Below are 15,135 nucleotides of genomic sequence, written 5' to 3'. Positions count from 1 at the left end.
AGCCTTCCGGACGACGCCTGCTGGCCGCCATCATGTCCGCGGTTCTTGTCGGGGCGAGCGCGTTTCCAGCCTATTTCATCGTGACCGGCGTGATGGAGGGTGCCCTCGAGCAGGCCTGGTTCATGGTGGTGGCGTCTTTCATCGTCGGGGCGATCCTGGCCGCGGGGCATGTGGCGCTGCTGGGCCTGCCCCTCTACGCCCTGCTCAGCCGGCGCTGGCGGTTGCGCTGGTGGAGCGCCGCGATCGGCGGCTTCCTGGTCGGCGGGCTTCCCTATCTGGTACTGCTCAACAATCCGGGCGAATATTCGCAGATCGGCGACACCGTGCTGTCCGAGCATGGACGCTACACTGCGGCGGGTTGGTACCGGCTGTTCGAGGTGAGTGCTTGGCTGGGCCTGATCGGGGCGCTGGCGGGGCTGGCATTCTGGGCGGCGCTGAGCTGGCGGCGGGAAGCACCCGAATGAACCCGATCATCCTGTTCGACGGCGTCTGCATATTGTGCACGGCGAATGCGCGCTTCGTGCTGCGGCATGACCGGTGCGGGCATTTCCGGCTCGCCTCGGTGCAGAGCGAGACGGGGCAGGCGCTGTGCAAGCGCTTCGGTGTCGATCCCGACGATCCGGATACGATGCTGGTGATCGACGGTGACCGTGCCCGGCGGGACAGCGACGGCGTGCTGGCGATCGCCGAAGCGCTGGGCTGGCCGTGGCGGGCGCTCGGCGTGATGCGGGTGATCCCGCGCGGCTGGCGCGACGCCGCCTATCGCCGGATCGCGCGCAACCGCTACCGGCTGTTTGGCAAGCATGATGCCTGCTGGGTGCCCAGCCCCGAGCAAAGGGCGCGCATCCTGTGAGCCGCATCCTCGTCATCGGCGGCTATGGCGGCTTTGGTGCGCGGCTGAGCCGGCGGTTGCTGGGCGCCGGGCACGCGGTGCTGGTGGCGGGGCGAAGCTTCGAGCGCGCCTCGGCTTTCTGCACCGGGCTGGCGGGCGCGGAGCCGGTGGTGGCGGACCGGACCAACGGCATCGGCATGGTGCTGGCTCGCGAGCGGCCGGACCTTGTGATCGACGCGGCCGGGCCTTTCCAGGGTAGCGGCACCACGGTGCCCGAGGCCTGCATCGCGATGCGCATCCCCTATCTCGACCTGGCCGATGCGCGCGATTTCGTCACCGGGGTCGGCGCGCTCGACAAGGGTGCAGCGGTTGCGGTGCCGATCATCAGCGGAGCCTCGAGCCTGCCGGCGCTGTCGGGCGCGGTGGTGCGGAAGCTGGCGGAGGGGCTGGACCAGGTGGAGCGGGTCGATATCGCGCTGAGCGCATCGAACCGGGCGGTGGCAGGTCCGGCGGTCGCGGCGGCGATCCTGTCCTATGTCGGCAGGCCGGTGCGGCTATGGCGCGGGCGCCGCTGGATCGGGGCGACCGGCTGGCAGGCGCTCTGGCGCGTGCGGTTCATGGTGGACGGGATGGCGCCGCTCCATCGCTGGGTTGCGCTTGCCGAGGTGCCCGATCTGTCGCTGATGCCCGATGCGCTGCCCGGCCGCCCGGCGGTGACCTTCCACGCCGGTACCGAGTTCGGTTTCCACATGCTCGGACTATGGCTGATGAGCTGGCCGGTGCGTTGGGGCTGGATCGGCTCGCTCGGTGGGACGGCGCGCTGGATGCATAAGCTCCAGACGCTCACCGGGCGGGGTGGCAGCGACCGTTCGGCGATGACCGTGACGCTGACCGGATCGGGCATCGCGCGGCGCTGGACGCTGATTGCCGAGCGGGGCGACGGGCCCGAGATTCCGACGCTGGCGGCGGAGCTGCTTGCAGAGGATATCCTCTCCGGAAAGGTGCCGCCGGGCGCGCGCGACGCGAGCGGGCTGTTGACGCTCGATCGGTTCGAGCCGCTGTTCGCCAGGCTCGCGATCCGGACCGAAGTGGTCGAGCGTGCGGTCGATCCGCTCTATGTCCGGGCGATGGGCTCGCGCTTTGGCAAGCTGCCGGAGGCGGTGCGTGGGATGCACGACTTTATCGGCGATGCCGGGGCGTCGGGGAAAGGCGAGGTGCGTCGGGGCAGGGGGCTGGCCTGGCTGGTGGGGCGCGTGATGGGCTTTCCGCCCGAGGGCAGCTGGCCACTCCGCGTCGCTTTCTCGGCGGAACATGGCAAGGAACGCTGGACGCGCGACTTTGGCGGCCATGCCTTCTCCAGCGAACTCAGCCAGGCGGGGCAGGGTGTCGCCGAGCGGTTCGGGCCGCTGCGCTTCGCCTTCGACCTGCCTTCGGATGGGCAGGGGCTGAAGATGGTGCTGCGCGGCTGGACCGCCTTCGGCGTGCCGATGCCGCGCCGGTTGGGGCCGCGCATCGATGCGCGCGAATGGCAGGAGGATGGACGCTTCCGTTTCGAGGTACGGGTGCGCCTGCCGATCATCGGCGACGTGGTGCACTATACCGGCTGGCTGGAGCGGGCATGAGAGAACCGGCGCCTTTCGGCAAGGTGATGGGCGCGTTCCTGGTCGCCTCGATCGCGGCATCCCTTCTTGCCGGCGCAATCCTCTGGTTGCTGTTCGCACGCGAAGCGCCGTTGTCGGCATTCACGGACACGCCGGCCATCCTGTTCTATGCGCTGGTGCTGGGCTTCCCATTCGCCTTCGGCCATGCGCTGGTGCTGGGATTGCCGGCTTATCTGTGGCTCGAGCGCCGCTATCGGCTGCATTGGTGGAACGCGATGGCCTCGGGTGCCGTGGTCGGCGTCGTGCCGATGCTCATCTGGATCGGGCCCGCATCGGCATGGGAAGGCATCGCGCTCCTACTGATAGTCGGAGCGAGCGGTGCGGGCGGCGGGCTGGTGTTCCGGCTGGCGCTCTATGACCTGATGCGCAAACCCTAGCGCAGCCATTTCGCCATTTGTGGATAGACCGGAAGGCCGAGTTTCTCGGCCTGGTGCGGCTCGGCGGCCATGCCGTAAAATTGGAGCATGGGCGGGCCGGGGCCCTTGCCGCTGTCGAAGGCGATCGCAAGCGCCTCGCCACCACCGAGATAGCCGTCGGCATGGAACAGCGCGCGCGTGTCGATCCCGATCGCGCGGGCAGCGGCATAGGACCAGGCGATCGCCGCCATTTCCTCGCCCGGATCGTCACGGACTTCGCACAGCGTCGGGCGGTCCGCGGGATCGGTGCAGGCGATATGCCCCGCTTCATGGAGCAGGTCGCCGGGATAGAAGGGGCGCTCGGGGTCTAGCAGCAGTCCGCCGTCGCGCACTTCGATGCCGGGCAGGAAGCTGTCGCCTGCGATCGTCCCCTGGGACACGGGAATGCCGATCTCGCCCAGAAAGGCGAGGATACGGATCGTGTCGGGGTGATCGAGCGCCATGGCCCAAGGCTAGCCGCGCATTCCCCAAACGAAAAGAGGCGGCCCGTTGCCGGACCGCCCCAATTCGTTGGCAGTTGCCGAGGCGCTTAGCGCTTCGAGAACTGGAAGCTACGACGGGCCTTCGCCTTGCCGTACTTCTTACGCTCGACCGTACGGCTGTCGCGGGTCAGGAAACCAGCGCGCTTCACCGGGGTGCGCAGGATCGGCTCGTACTTGGTGAGCGCCTGGCTGATGCCGTGCTTCACCGCGCCGGCCTGGCCCGAAAGACCGCCGCCCTTGACGGTGGCGATCACGTCATACTGACCTTCGCGCTCGGTGATGCCGAACACCTGGTTGATGACGAGACGCAGCGTCGGACGCGCGAAATAGACTTCCTGGTCACGACCGTTGATCGTGATCTTGCCGGTGCCGGGCTTCAGCCACACGCGGGCAACGGCGTCCTTACGACGGCCGGTCGCATAGGCGCGACCGAACTTGTCGAGTTCCTGCGCACGCAGCGGGGCGGTGTTGACCGGCTCGTCGAGCTGGCCGGCGAGATACGCATCGGCGCGGGTGTCCGAGTCGGTCTGGGCCTGGGCGGCCACGGCCTGCTCACCGGCGGCGATGGCGCCGAGATCGGAAAGGGACTGGCGGTTGTCAGACATTATGCGCCCACCTTGTTCTTGCGGCTCATGCCGGCGATGTCGAGGACCTCGGGGTTCTGCGCTTCGTGCGGATGCGCAGCGCCGGCATAGATGCGCAGGTTGCGCATCTGCTGGCGACCCAGCGGGCCGCGCGGGATCATGCGCTCAACGGCCTTCTCGAGGACGCGCTCCGGGAAGCGGCCTTCGAGGACCTTGCCGGCGGTGATGCCCTTGATGCCGCCCGCATAGCCGGTGTGCTTGTAGTACACCTTCTGGCCCAGCTTCTTGCCGGTGAACTTGATCTTGTCCGCGTTGATGACGATGACATTGTCACCGCAATCGACGTGCGGGGTGAAGCTCGTCTTGTGCTTGCCACGAAGCACATTGGCGATCACGACGGCAGCGCGGCCGACGATGAGGCCGTCGGCATCGACGATATGCCACTTCTTCTCCACCTCGGCCGGCTTCGCCGACTTGGTGGTCTTCATCAGCGCCTTCATGGGCTGGGACCTTTCGAGTATGAAACGCGAGCGCGCCACCCTTTCGGGCAGCGCGGTTGAAGGCCCTCTGACGATTCGCTCGGGAAAAGTCAAGAAAAGTGGGGCTTTGCTGACGGGTATCTGAATACCGTGGGTCGTTTTCCCCTCAGCGCAGCCAGGTAAGTGCGAGCGATTCCACAGGAACGGTCTTGCCGTCGATGGTGGCGATGCGCCTGTTTTCGTAGCGCAGCGGCATGCCGCTGGGCAGGTCGATCAGCGTGGTGCCGGTTTCGCTGAGCAGCATCTCGGGCAGCATCTGCTCGAGCTCCTGCGTACGCGCGGCCTTCTCCGCCGGGGTGAAGCGATCGGCGAGCTGGGTGAGCAGCCGCTTGAAAGAATCGGGATCATAGTCGGAGCGGGAGGTGAGCGTGGCGGTGCGGCCGGGCTCGGCGGCGCTCAGGGTGATGGTGACGTCCATCGCGACGCTGCCGCCGAGCAGTGGCACCGGCTGCTCGATCGGTGTGCTGATCTCCTCGCCGACATGCATCGACAGTCCGCCACCGCCGAACAGCGGCTCGACGTTGCGCAACAGGGCCGAGGGCGCGGTCTCGGCGGTGAGGCCGGTGAACATCGCGCGGACCTGCGGCATCACCTTGTCGCGATCCGCGGCGGGGATCAGCTGCCCGGCGGCATCGACGGCGGCCAGGATCCGGGCTTGCGCCGCCGGCCAGTCGCGGACGCGCAGCACGGTGCCTTCCGCGTCGAGATCGAAGGCGATCGGCTCGCCGGTGAACGGGGCGATCATCGGGGCGACCCCGGGCGCGCGCATCTCCGGCGGCAACGAAGCGGCCTCCATCCGCCAATGCGCGATGAAGCCGTCGCCCGCCCTGGTGAAGCGCAGTTCCTCCACCCAGCTGGCTGACATCGCCGGGCGACTGGTGCGGGCGGCGCGGTCGCGGGCGACGCGGTAGCGCATCGGCGCATCGGTCGGCGGGTTGAAGACGATCTCGATCGTTGCGGGCTCGGCCTTGGTCGCCGCCTGGGCCGTTGCGGGCGGTGCGGGCGCGAGGCAGGCGAGCAGAGCGGCGGCAAGAATCGAGCGCATGGATTTCCCCTTTGCCCGGCGTTCGGCCATGCGCGGCACGGCGAGTCAATCGGCGAGCGGTTCGACCGTCAGCTGGGTGCGGCTGATCTTTTCCAGGCCCCCGGTGCGGATCCGCAGCGTCTTGCTGTTGCGGGTGATCAGGCCGGTATGGGGATCGACTTCGGTGATGCGTTCGAGAGTCACGTTCTCGCCGCTGGCGACAGTGGTGCTGCGGAGCAGGCCGCCGGGCGAGGCCGTTACGCTGCGCATGCCTTCAAGCGGCCTGGCGCTGCCATAGGCCGAACTGCCGGGTAGCCGAACCGGGCCGGTGCCCGGCACCAGCGGCTCGTCGGGGACCACCGCCAGCACCAGCGAGGCGAGCATCGCGCGCCGGCGGCCGTCGGGCAGGGCGCGGATCGGGGCAGCGACGCGCTCGGCGAATTTGGGCCGCTCGGCGGGGGCGAGCGCGCGACGCGCGGCGGCGACTTCGGCGACGCGGCGGCAGAAGCGCTCCCACAATGCGGGGAGGTCATCGATCGCGGTGACCGTGCCGGCCTTGTCGAGGTGGAATATCAGGGGCGTACCGGCGAGCGCGGCATAGCCTGCCTCGAACAGCGCGCCGCTGCTGTCGCTGGTCTCGCCTTCCGCTTCGGCGAGCACGACTTCCGCGCGATAGCCGCCGTCCTCGCGTGCGAAGCGGATCCGGCGCTCCATGCGATAGAGGCGGGTATCGTCATGGCGCTCGGTCACGACCAGCAGGGCCCGGTCGAGCGGCGGGGAGAAGCTGGCCGCGCTTGCCTGGAGGACAATCGCGGCGAGCAGCATCAGCGCGTCGCGCCTTCCACCCAGGCGGCGACATCGCCGCCGACGGTGACGGTCCAGCTCTCGATCACCGGCAGGTCATAGGGATGGAGCGCGGCGATCCGCTCGCGCAGGCGGGTGGCGAGCATCGGGCGGGTCTTGAACAGCACCGGCACTTCCTCGGCCCGCTCGAGTTCGCCGTGCCAGAGATAGAGCGAGGTGCAGGGCGCGAGGATATTGGCGCAGGCGGCAAGCTTCTCGGCCAGCGCCGTCTCGGCCACGCGCTCGGCATCCGCCCGGGCGGCGAAGGTCACGTAGAAGAGGCTGAGCTCGCTCAAGCGCCGGCCCGGCTGCCCGCGACGTGCGCGCCCCAGACGGTGGCGATGACGACCAGCGCGCCGGTCAGCTGGTGGAGCGCGGCAAGCCAGATCGGCATGCCGGCCATCACCGTGGCGATGCCGAGCAGGATCTGGGCGCCGAACGCGCTGTGGATCGCGATCGAGGCGCGGCGATCGGCGGCGCGGATCTTGCGGGCGAGCACCACCAGCGCGGCGACCGTGACCCAGGCCCACCAGCGGTGGATGAAATGGACCACCGCCGGGTCGGAGAAGAGGATATGGCCCAGGCTCTGCCCCGCCTGGCTGACGCCGGGGAAGAAATGGTCGTTCATCAGCGGCCATTGGTCGGTGACCAGCCCGGCGCGCAGCCCCGCGACCAGCGCGCCGAAGAAGAGCTGGACGGCGAGCACCGCCAGTACCGCGACCGCCAGACCGGTGAGGCGAGCGGGGCGGGCCATCGGGTTGCGCCTGAGCGCCAGCAGGTCGAGCGCGGTCCAGACGATGCCGCCCAGCGTGAACAGCGCGGTCATCAGGTGCGCGGAAAGCCAGAAATGGTCGACCGCGGTGCTGGTCTTGTTCAGCCCCGACTTGACCATCCACCAGCCGAGCGCGCCCTGCAGCCCGCCAAGCGCGAGCAGGGCGATCAGCCGCCAGCCATAGCCCTTGGGGATCGCCCGGCGGATGGCGAACCAGAGCAAAGGCAGCGCGAAGGCCATGCCGATCACCCGGCCGAGCAGCCGGTGGAGATATTCCCAGAAGAAGATGTTCTTGAACTCGGCCAGGGTCATGCCCTGGTTCAGCTGCTCATACTGGCCGATCTGCTGGTAGCGCGCGAACTCGGCCTGCCAGGCGGCTTCGGTGAGCGGCGGTATGGTGCCGGTGAAGGGCTTCCACTCGGTGATCGAGAGTCCCGATTCCGTCAGGCGGGTGATGCCGCCGATCACCACCATCAGCACGATCAGCGCCGCGACGGCGAAGAGCCAGGTGGCAAGCGCGCGGGGGCGGACGGAGGCGGGCAGCGAAGTCATCTTGAGCACGGGCGGTGGTGTAATTCCGATCAGGAGGGATGGCCAGTCCTGCGCGGTTGCCGCGCGCACGGCTTTGACCGGCGGCAAACCGGTGCCCCATGCGTTGAGGCCATGACTTTATGCAGCCTTGGTGATTCGCGCGGGCCGCGCTTGTGCGCATAGTCCGGCAAAAGCGATCGGGGAGCGGCATGAAGCAACGTTTGACACGGCGACAGGCATTGGGCGGAGCGGTGGCGGCGGGCGGGCTTTCCGCATGGCCGATGGTCGCGACGCTGGCGGCGCAACCGGATACCCTGTTCCGCGAAGTGCAACTGGTCGACGGCACCGGCACGGCGCCGCGGCTCGCCAATGTGCTGGTCAGCGGCGATCGGATCGCACGGATCGATCCGCCCTCGGCCAGAGCCGAAGCGCGGCGCGTGGTCGCCGGTGAGGGGCGGGTGCTCGCCCCCGGCTTCATCGACATGCACAGCCATGGCGACCCGTTGAAGGACAGCTATGAAGCCTTCCTGGCAATGGGTGTCACCACGATCACGCTCGGCCAGGACGGCAGCGGCCCGCGGCTGGGCAAGGACCTCGACCCGCGCAGCTGGATGGCGGCGGTGGACCGGGCGCCGATCGACCTCAACGTCGTGCTGCTCGCCAGCCATGGCACGCTGCGCCGCGCGGCCGGAGTGGCGGACTCGGTGCGCGTGCCCGATGCGGCGGGGCTGGCGCGGATGGCGGCGCAGCTCGACAGCGAGATGCGTGCCGGTGCGTTCGGCTTGTCCTATGGCCTCGAATATGTGCCGGGCATCTATTCGGAGACCGCCGAGCTGACCAATCTCGGCAAGGTGGTGAGCCGCTATGGCGGCGTGGTGATGAGCCATATGCGCTCGGAGAATGACGAGGACATCAAGGCGTCGATCGACGAGCTGATCGCCTCGTCGCTGCCGGCGCGGCCGCATATCTCGCACCTGAAAGTGGTGTTCGGGAAGGGCGAGGCGCGGGCGCGCGAGCTGCTCGCCTTCCTGGCGGACAAGCGCCGCCAGGGGATCGAGCTGACCGCCGATCAATATCCCTATGAGGCGGGCTATACCGGCATCGCCATCCTCTTCCCCAAATGGGCGCTGCCGCCGACGGACTATGCCAAGGTGGTGGCCGAACGCCGGCAGGAGCTGCGTGACTATCTGGTGCAGCGGATGACGCGGCGCGGCGGTCCCGAGGCGCTGCTGATCGGCACCGCGCCCTATGCCGGCAAGACGCTGGCCCAGGCGGCGCAGGAGGCGGGGCTCCATTATGCCGATTTCCTGATCAAGATCGGCCCGCAAAGCGGATCGGGTGCGCATTTCACCCAGGACAAGGCGCTGCAGGACGTGCTGCTGCTCGATCCCTATGTCGCCTTCTCGACCGATGGCGGCCCCGGCATGCGCCATCCGCGCGCGACCGGCACCTATGCCAAGCTGGTCGAGGAATATGTGGTCCGGGACAGGAAGCTCGGCATCGCGGAGATGGTGCGCAAGGGCAGCGGCCTGCCCGCGCATATCCTGCGCCTCGGCGATCGCGGCGTGATCCGGCCGGGCATGCAGGCGGACCTGATCCTGTTCGATCCCGCGAAGGTGAAGGCGCGGTCGAGCTATGTCGATCCGTTTGCGAAGGCCGAGGGCTTCGACCTGGTGATGGTCGGCGGGCAGGCGGCCTATGAAGGCGGCGCGCGGGTGGCCAAGCGGGGCAGGTTGCTCCGGGCGCGCTGACGGCTTTCAAGAGTGGACGCTTCCCCGGCGAAAGCCGGGGCCCAGGGTTTCTCTGCCGCCTCGCTTTGTTACCCTGGGCCCCGGCGTTCGCCGGGGAACAGCTACTCGCAAATCCTCGACTATTTCTTCGCGGCAACCGCCTTGCACAGCCCATCCGTCGCCAGCGCCACGCGGGACTCCGGCATGTCGCGGTTGCCCGGCGCATTCTCGGCGCCGCGCGTCTCGGTGTTGAAGGTGAGCAGCGTGCCGAGATGCTGGTCCGGGCACAGGCTCAGATAGGCGCGGAAGCCGTTCTGGTCGCCATTATGGCCGACGATCCGGATGCCGTCGGTCCGATCGACGAAGAAGGACAGCCCGCTCCAGGTCGTGCTGGCCATCCGGCCCTGGGTGAAATCCTCACCCGCGCTGATCCGGGGCTGCCACATCTCGTCGAGCGAGGCGCGCTTGAGGACCAGGTCATAGTCGGGCCGCTTCGGGTCGCCGAGCAGGAAGGCGACATATTTCGCCATGTCCGGCAGCGGCGCGTTGAGGCCGCCGTTCGAAACGGTCACCCCGGTATCGGCATCGAAGGGCGCGGCCACGCGCTTGCCGTTCTCGATGTAATAGCTGTGTGAGCGGTGCGGCAGGAGGAAGGGCGGGGTGCGGTCGAAATAGCTGGCGTGCATGCCGAGCGGGCGCAGGATGTTCTTGTCGATATAGACTTCGAAATCCTCGCCCGAGAGCCGCTCGATCACCTGGCCGAGATAGACGATGCCGGGGTTGGAATAGCTGAACCTGCTGCCCGGCTTGAAAAGCACTTCCGTATAGGGGAGCATTGCCTTGAGCTGTTCCCAGGCGGGCGGCTCGAAGGGCTGCCAGGGCTTGTTGCGCCACGGCCAGGTGCCGTTCCGGAAGCCCGCGCTATGGCTCATCAGCTGGCCGATGGTGATCTCGGACACATCGCCGAACGGGTCATGGACCCGGGCGAGTTCGGGCACATAGCGGATGATCGGGTCGTCGAGCTTGAGCAGGCCGCGGTCGCGCAACTGCATTATCGCGATCCCGGTCATCGTCTTGGTGATCGATGCCCAGTGATAGATGGTCTGCGCGTCGACCGGCACATGCGCATCGGCATCCTGCTCGCCGAGATGGTCCGCCACCACCGTGCGGCCGTCGCGGATCACATAGAAGCCGCTGCCGGCGATCCCGGCCTTCGCCACTTCGGCGCGGTGGAGCGCGCGGAACTCGGCGACCGCCTTGTCGAAGCCGCGATCCTGCGCCGCGGCGGGCGCGGCGCTCAGCGCGAGCAGGAGAGCGGCGGCGGCCCTCATGCCGGGTTCAGCGTGGTGCGGGTGGCGGCACGGGCGTCGACCGCGGAGCGGCTGAACGGCATGGGCTGCATCCGGCCATTCGCCCAATTGGCATATTGGTCGCGATAATGCGGCGAGCGCGGGTCGATCGACTGGCCGGGCAGGCTGAGCATCAGCGAATTGTCCCAGGCGCCGACATCGATCACCTGCAGATAGCTCGCGCCGCCGCCGACCTGCCAGCCGGGGCCGGAGCCGAGCCAGCGCGCCATCACCGTGTAGCCGTCGCCACCCGAGCCCTCGCCCTCGATCGCCGGGAAGGCCCTGGCGATGGCGGGGATCGCCGAGAGCGGATGGCGCAGCCGCACCTGGTGGAGCGCGCCGTAGCGCCAGGCAGCGGGATCGGGTCCAAGCTTGTCGCGGATCGCCCCCCAGCCGGCGACCAGCGCGGCGTCGAGCAGCGCGTCGCGGGCAGCGACAGGATCGGGGCCGAGCCGGTTGTCCGGCTTTGCCAGGGCGTCGAGCAGGATCGAGGGCGCGATGCTGGTGACCAGCCCCTTTGCCCGGGCGGGGACGATCGCGGCGAGCATCCGCTTGCCGGCCTCGCGCCACACCGCCTCGAACAGCGCGGCGGCACCGCTGTCGCGGTCGATCCGCGCGTCCCAGCCACGCAGCATGTCCACCGCCGGCTTGGCGGCGGGGGAGGGGGATTGCGGGAGCAGCGCCTGGAACTGGCGCGCCGGGGTGGAGAGCGTGTCGTGCTGGAGGGCGACGCTGTCGGCCAGCGTGTGCTTGGGCTGCGACGTCAGCACCTCGGCGATCCGATCATAGCGATAGGGATCGCGGAACGAGAAGGCGGGGATGCGGTCGCGCGGCCAGTCGGCGGGCAGGTTGTTCTGGTTGGCCGAGGCGAACCAGCCCTTGGCGGGATTGTACTCGCTCGGCAGCGACTCGTATTTGCGCACGCCGGTCCAGTCGTAACGGCCGTCGCCCGGCACGGGCAGCAGCCCGTCGCCCTTCTTGCGCACCGGCACGAAGCCGATCACCTGCCAGCCGGTGTTCCCGTCGACATCGGCATAGTGGAAATTGGTCGGCGAGGGGTGGAGCTCGAAGGCCTTGCGCAGGCTCTTCCAGTCCTGTGCCAGGTTGATCGCGATCATCGCGAAGGCGCCGTCGCCGCCCGGCTGCATCGCGATGGTGGCGAGCGCGGTGGCGCGGCGCTTGGCCGGATCGTACGAGATCACCGGCCCCTGCACCGAATAGCGCAGCGTCACCGTGGACGGCGCGCCGTCCTTCACCGCTATCGCTTCCTCGACCTTGTCGAACCGCTTCCAGCCGCCGTCATGGCGGTAGCGCTCGGGGTCGGCGGGATCGAGCTCGAGGATGAACAAGTCGCCCTGGTCGATATGGAAGTTGGTGCGGCCGAACGCGAAGCGGTCGGTATGGCCCTGCATGATCCCGGGCAGGCCGGGCGCGCCGCCGCCGATCAGGTCGAGCCCCGGCGCGGTCAGATGGGCATTGTGGCGCGGGCTGAACCCGCCGATGCCGAGATGCGGATCATTGGCCAGGATCGGCCGGCCGCTGGCGGTGCGCGACGGCGAGACGGTCCAGGCGTTGCTGCCGGCATTGGCGCGCTCGGCCTGTGCGGCGGCGGGGTCCTGGCCGGTGAGGTTGGCCCAGGGCAGTCCGTCGATATTGAGCACCCCGAGATCGGCCGGGCTGATCGCGGCGGTGTCGAGCCCCTCGGGCACGGCCATCTTCCAGGCCGGGCGCAGCGGGGCGACGATCGCGTCGAGATCGAGCATCCCGATCGCTGCCAGGCGGGCGCGGCGGATCTCGTCATCGACATTGCCGCCGGCGGCCTCGCGGGCGCGGACCATGTCGCGCAGGTCCCAGCGGATGGGCATGATCTGCAGGATGCGATATTCGAGCGGGAGCAGCGCCGGGTTGGCGATCACTTCCTCGATGCGCGCATTGATCCCGGCGACATAGGCCCTGGCGCAGGCGAGCACATCGGCCGGCACGCGGCGTAGCTCGGCATCGATATCGCCGCGATAGTGGAACAGCCGCGCGTTTGCGTCATGCTTGGCGAAGCTCGGCCCGAACGCTTCGGCAAGCCGCCCCAGTTCGCGGCGGTGCGCCAGGTCGATCTGGAACAGCCGGTCGCGCGCGACGACATAGCCCTGGCCGAAGAACGCATCGGGGATGGTGGCGGCGCGGATATGCGGCGTGCCCCAGAGGTCGTCGACGATCTCGATCGGTGCGCTGGCGCCGCGGACGCGCTGCTGCTGCTGCCGGGTGACGGCTGCGGTTGCGGCACCCCCGGAGAGCAAAGCCGCGCCGGAGCTCAGCAGGAAGGCACGGCGGTTCAGCATTGGACAATCCCCGGGTTACGCTTTGGCCGGGGATGCTGGTCCGCGCGGGCGGCGCTGTCCATCGGAACAGGCGTTCGACGGACATAACCTGGGGTTATCGGAAGAACCTCAGGCCCGCGCCCCGTCGGTCACCGCCGCCTCGTTCCAGCGCAGCGCCTTGAGCACCGTGTCGACGATGTTGTCGGCGTTGAGTCCCGCCTCGGCATATTGCAGCTCGGGCTTGTCCTGGTCCTGGAACACGTCCGGCAGGCGCAGCGTGCGCAGCTTGAGGCCGGCATCGATCAGCCCCTGGTCGCTCGCCATGGTCAGCACATGCGCGCCGAGCCCGCCGACCGCGCCTTCCTCGATCGTCACCGCCACCTCATGCGTGGTGAGCAGGCGGCGGATCAGCTCCTCGTCGAGCGGCTTGGCGAAGCGCAGGTCGGCGACGGTGGTCGAAAGACCCTTGGCCTCCAGCACATCGGCGGCCTTGAGCGCTTCGGCCAGGCGGGTGCCGAGCGAGAGGATCGCCACGGTCTTGCCCTCGCGGACGATGCGGCCCTTGCCGATCTCGAGCCGCTGCGCGACCTCGGGCAGCGCCACGCCGGTGCCGTTGCCGCGCGGATAGCGCAGCGCGATCGGCCCGCTGTCGTGCAGCACCGCGGTATGCGTCATATGGACCAGCTCGGCCTCGTCGGCCGCGGCCATCACCACCATGTTGGGCAGGGTGGCGAGATAGGTGATGTCGAAGCTGCCCGCATGCGTCGCGCCGTCCGCGCCGACCAGCCCGGCGCGGTCGATCGCGAAGCGCACCGGCAGGTTCTGGATCGCCACGTCATGCACGACCTGGTCGTACGCGCGCTGCAGGAAGGTCGAGTAGATCGCGCAGAACGGCCGCATCCCCTGCGCGGCCAGGCCGGCGGCGAAGGTCACCGCATGCTGCTCGGCGATGCCGACGTCGAAGGTGCGGTCGGGGAACGCCCTGGCGAAGCGGTCGACGCCGGTGCCCGAGGGCATGGCGGCGGTGATCGCGACGATCCGCGGATCGCTCTCGGCATCCTTGATCAGCTGGTCGGCGAAGACGTTCTGATAGGCAGGCGGGCCCGGCGGCGCCTTGGCCTGGGTGCCGGTGATCACGTCGAACTTCTGGACGCCGTGATACTTGTCCGCCGCCGCCTCGGCCGGGGCATAGCCCTTGCCCTTCTTGGTGACGACATGGATGAGGATCGGCCCCTCCGCGCTGTCGCGGACATTCTCCAGCACCGGGATCAGGTGCTCGAGATTATGGCCGTCGATCGGGCCGACATAATAGAAGCCCAGTTCCTCGAACAGCGTGCCGCCGGTGACGAGCCCGCGGGCGAACTCCTCGGTCTTGCCCGCCGCCGTGGTCAGCCGGCGCGAGAATTTGCGGATCGCGCGCTTCGCCAGGCTGCGCAGCCCCATATATTCGGACGACGACACCATCCGTGCCAGATAGGCGGAGAGGCCGCCCACCGGCGGCGCGATCGACATGTCGTTGTCGTTGAGGATCACCACCAGGCGATTCCCCGCCGCCTCGGCATTGTTCATCGCCTCATAGGCCATGCCGGCGCTCATCGCGCCGTCGCCGATCACCGCGATGCCCTTGCCGGGCTTGTCCGAGAGCTTGTTGGCGACCGCGAAGCCGAGCGCGGCGCTGATCGAGGTCGAGCTGTGCGCGGCGCCGAACGGGTCGTACTCGCTCTCGCTGCGCTTGGTGAAGCCCGACAGGCCACCGCCCTGGCGCAGCGTGCGGATGCGGTCGCGGCGGCCGGTGAGGATCTTGTGCGGATAGCATTGATGCCCGACGTCCCAGATCAGCCGGTCGTCGGGGGTGTTGAAGACGTAATGGATGGCGACGGTCAGCTCGACCACGCCCAGGCCCGAGCCGAGGTGCCCGCCCGTGCTGCCCACGGCGGAGATCGTCTCGGCGCGCAGCTCGTCGGCGAGCTGGCGGAGCTGGTGCGGCTGGAGCTTGCGCAGGGCATCGGGCGTGTCGACGGTATCGAGCAGCGGGGTGCTGGGTAGATCGGCCATCCGAC

At 68.9% G+C, this 15,135-nt stretch carries 15 protein-coding genes; 5 read left to right on the top strand and 10 right to left on the bottom strand.

The window, feature by feature from the left end:
* Positions 1 to 32 precede the first annotated feature (32 nt).
* Genes HNP52_RS17385 through HNP52_RS17370 form a run of 4 tightly spaced genes read left to right on the top strand, consistent with a single transcriptional unit; the run spans position 33 to position 2,870 of the window.
* On the top strand, positions 33 to 464 hold the full coding sequence (locus HNP52_RS17385) for a hypothetical protein (RefSeq protein ID WP_184168873.1): 432 nt from the start codon (positions 33 to 35) through the stop codon (positions 462 to 464).
* Positions 461 to 853, top strand: a complete 393-nt coding sequence (locus tag HNP52_RS17380) for a thiol-disulfide oxidoreductase DCC family protein (protein WP_184168872.1) — start codon at positions 461 to 463, stop codon at positions 851 to 853. Before HNP52_RS17385 ends, HNP52_RS17380 begins: the two co-directional genes overlap by 4 nt.
* Positions 850 to 2,454 (top strand): SDR family oxidoreductase, encoded by a 1,605-nt coding sequence (locus HNP52_RS17375; protein WP_184168871.1) that lies wholly within the window; start codon positions 850 to 852, stop codon positions 2,452 to 2,454. The genes HNP52_RS17380 and HNP52_RS17375 overlap by 4 nt, the downstream gene beginning before the upstream one ends.
* Positions 2,451 to 2,870, top strand: a complete 420-nt coding sequence (locus tag HNP52_RS17370; protein ID WP_184168870.1) for a hypothetical protein — start codon at positions 2,451 to 2,453, stop codon at positions 2,868 to 2,870. The genes HNP52_RS17375 and HNP52_RS17370 overlap by 4 nt, the downstream gene beginning before the upstream one ends.
* On the opposite strand, the gene HNP52_RS17365 is transcribed toward HNP52_RS17370, so the two are convergent.
* The 7 genes from HNP52_RS17365 to HNP52_RS17335 all read right to left on the bottom strand — a co-directional run bounded on the left by HNP52_RS17365 (position 2,867) and on the right by HNP52_RS17335 (position 7,705).
* Positions 2,867 to 3,352: a hypothetical protein gene (locus tag HNP52_RS17365; RefSeq protein ID WP_184168869.1), complete on the bottom strand. Its 486-nt coding sequence runs from the start codon at positions 3,350 to 3,352 to the stop codon at positions 2,867 to 2,869. The two genes, HNP52_RS17370 and HNP52_RS17365, sit on opposite strands and share 4 nt — an antisense overlap.
* An 86-nt stretch (positions 3,353 to 3,438) precedes the next feature.
* Positions 3,439 to 3,996: a 30S ribosomal protein S9 gene (gene rpsI, locus HNP52_RS17360; protein ID WP_184168868.1), complete on the bottom strand. Its 558-nt coding sequence runs from the start codon at positions 3,994 to 3,996 to the stop codon at positions 3,439 to 3,441.
* Positions 3,996 to 4,475: a 50S ribosomal protein L13 gene (rplM, locus tag HNP52_RS17355; RefSeq protein WP_184168867.1), complete on the bottom strand. Its 480-nt coding sequence runs from the start codon at positions 4,473 to 4,475 to the stop codon at positions 3,996 to 3,998. The genes rpsI and rplM overlap by 1 nt, the downstream gene beginning before the upstream one ends.
* Before the next feature lie 145 nt (positions 4,476 to 4,620).
* Positions 4,621 to 5,559, bottom strand: a complete 939-nt coding sequence (locus HNP52_RS17350) for a hypothetical protein (RefSeq protein ID WP_184168866.1) — start codon at positions 5,557 to 5,559, stop codon at positions 4,621 to 4,623.
* A gap of 45 nt (positions 5,560 to 5,604) precedes the next feature.
* Positions 5,605 to 6,363: a hypothetical protein gene (locus tag HNP52_RS17345; RefSeq protein WP_184168865.1), complete on the bottom strand. Its 759-nt coding sequence runs from the start codon at positions 6,361 to 6,363 to the stop codon at positions 5,605 to 5,607.
* Positions 6,363 to 6,677, bottom strand: a complete 315-nt coding sequence (gene cutA, locus HNP52_RS17340; protein ID WP_184168864.1) for a divalent-cation tolerance protein CutA — start codon at positions 6,675 to 6,677, stop codon at positions 6,363 to 6,365. The genes HNP52_RS17345 and cutA overlap by 1 nt, the downstream gene beginning before the upstream one ends.
* Positions 6,674 to 7,705 carry a COX15/CtaA family protein gene (locus tag HNP52_RS17335; protein ID WP_184169278.1) on the bottom strand — a complete coding sequence of 344 codons (1,032 nt, stop codon included), beginning with the start codon at positions 7,703 to 7,705 and terminating at the stop codon, positions 6,674 to 6,676. The genes cutA and HNP52_RS17335 overlap by 4 nt, the downstream gene beginning before the upstream one ends.
* Positions 7,706 to 7,893: 188 nt before the next feature.
* On the opposite strand from HNP52_RS17335, the gene HNP52_RS17330 reads away from it, so the two are divergent.
* On the top strand, positions 7,894 to 9,435 hold the full coding sequence (locus HNP52_RS17330) for an amidohydrolase family protein (RefSeq protein WP_184168863.1): 1,542 nt from the start codon (positions 7,894 to 7,896) through the stop codon (positions 9,433 to 9,435).
* 119 nt (positions 9,436 to 9,554) lie between these two features.
* Here HNP52_RS17330 and HNP52_RS17325 read toward each other — a convergent pair whose 3' ends face one another.
* From HNP52_RS17325 to dxs, 3 genes are all read right to left on the bottom strand, one after another.
* A complete protein-coding gene (locus HNP52_RS17325) occupies positions 9,555 to 10,745 on the bottom strand; it encodes a serine hydrolase (RefSeq protein WP_184168862.1) in 1,191 nt (396 codons plus the stop codon).
* On the bottom strand, positions 10,742 to 13,096 hold the full coding sequence (locus HNP52_RS17320; protein WP_184168861.1) for a penicillin acylase family protein: 2,355 nt from the start codon (positions 13,094 to 13,096) through the stop codon (positions 10,742 to 10,744). The genes HNP52_RS17325 and HNP52_RS17320 overlap by 4 nt, the downstream gene beginning before the upstream one ends.
* A gap of 108 nt (positions 13,097 to 13,204) precedes the next feature.
* Positions 13,205 to 15,130, bottom strand: a complete 1,926-nt coding sequence (gene dxs / locus HNP52_RS17315) for a 1-deoxy-D-xylulose-5-phosphate synthase (RefSeq protein ID WP_184168860.1) — start codon at positions 15,128 to 15,130, stop codon at positions 13,205 to 13,207.
* Between the last annotated feature and the right edge of the window lie 5 nt (positions 15,131 to 15,135).

Source organism: Sphingomonas kyeonggiensis (genome assembly GCF_014204495.1).
Taxonomy (GTDB): Bacteria; Pseudomonadota; Alphaproteobacteria; order Sphingomonadales; family Sphingomonadaceae; genus Sphingomonas; species Sphingomonas kyeonggiensis_A.
This window is presented reverse-complemented; position numbering and strand designations above follow the sequence as displayed.

Coding starts and splice junctions, on each gene's coding strand:
- HNP52_RS17385 (WP_184168873.1), top strand. CDS start 33: ATGTCCGCGGTTCTTGTCGGGGCGAGCGCGTTTCCAGCCTATTTCATC.
- HNP52_RS17380 (WP_184168872.1), top strand. CDS start 461: ATGAACCCGATCATCCTGTTCGACGGCGTCTGCATATTGTGCACGGCG.
- HNP52_RS17370 (WP_184168870.1), top strand. CDS start 2,451: ATGAGAGAACCGGCGCCTTTCGGCAAGGTGATGGGCGCGTTCCTGGTC.
- HNP52_RS17365 (WP_184168869.1), bottom strand. CDS start 3,352: ATGGCGCTCGATCACCCCGACACGATCCGTATCCTCGCCTTTCTGGGC.
- rpsI (WP_184168868.1), bottom strand. CDS start 3,996: ATGTCTGACAACCGCCAGTCCCTTTCCGATCTCGGCGCCATCGCCGCC.
- rplM (WP_184168867.1), bottom strand. CDS start 4,475: ATGAAGGCGCTGATGAAGACCACCAAGTCGGCGAAGCCGGCCGAGGTG.
- HNP52_RS17350 (WP_184168866.1), bottom strand. CDS start 5,559: ATGCGCTCGATTCTTGCCGCCGCTCTGCTCGCCTGCCTCGCGCCCGCA.
- HNP52_RS17345 (WP_184168865.1), bottom strand. CDS start 6,363: ATGCTGCTCGCCGCGATTGTCCTCCAGGCAAGCGCGGCCAGCTTCTCC.
- HNP52_RS17335 (WP_184169278.1), bottom strand. CDS start 7,705: ATGACTTCGCTGCCCGCCTCCGTCCGCCCCCGCGCGCTTGCCACCTGG.
- HNP52_RS17330 (WP_184168863.1), top strand. CDS start 7,894: ATGAAGCAACGTTTGACACGGCGACAGGCATTGGGCGGAGCGGTGGCG.
- HNP52_RS17325 (WP_184168862.1), bottom strand. CDS start 10,745: ATGAGGGCCGCCGCCGCTCTCCTGCTCGCGCTGAGCGCCGCGCCCGCC.
- HNP52_RS17320 (WP_184168861.1), bottom strand. CDS start 13,096: ATGCTGAACCGCCGTGCCTTCCTGCTGAGCTCCGGCGCGGCTTTGCTC.
- dxs (WP_184168860.1), bottom strand. CDS start 15,130: ATGGCCGATCTACCCAGCACCCCGCTGCTCGATACCGTCGACACGCCC.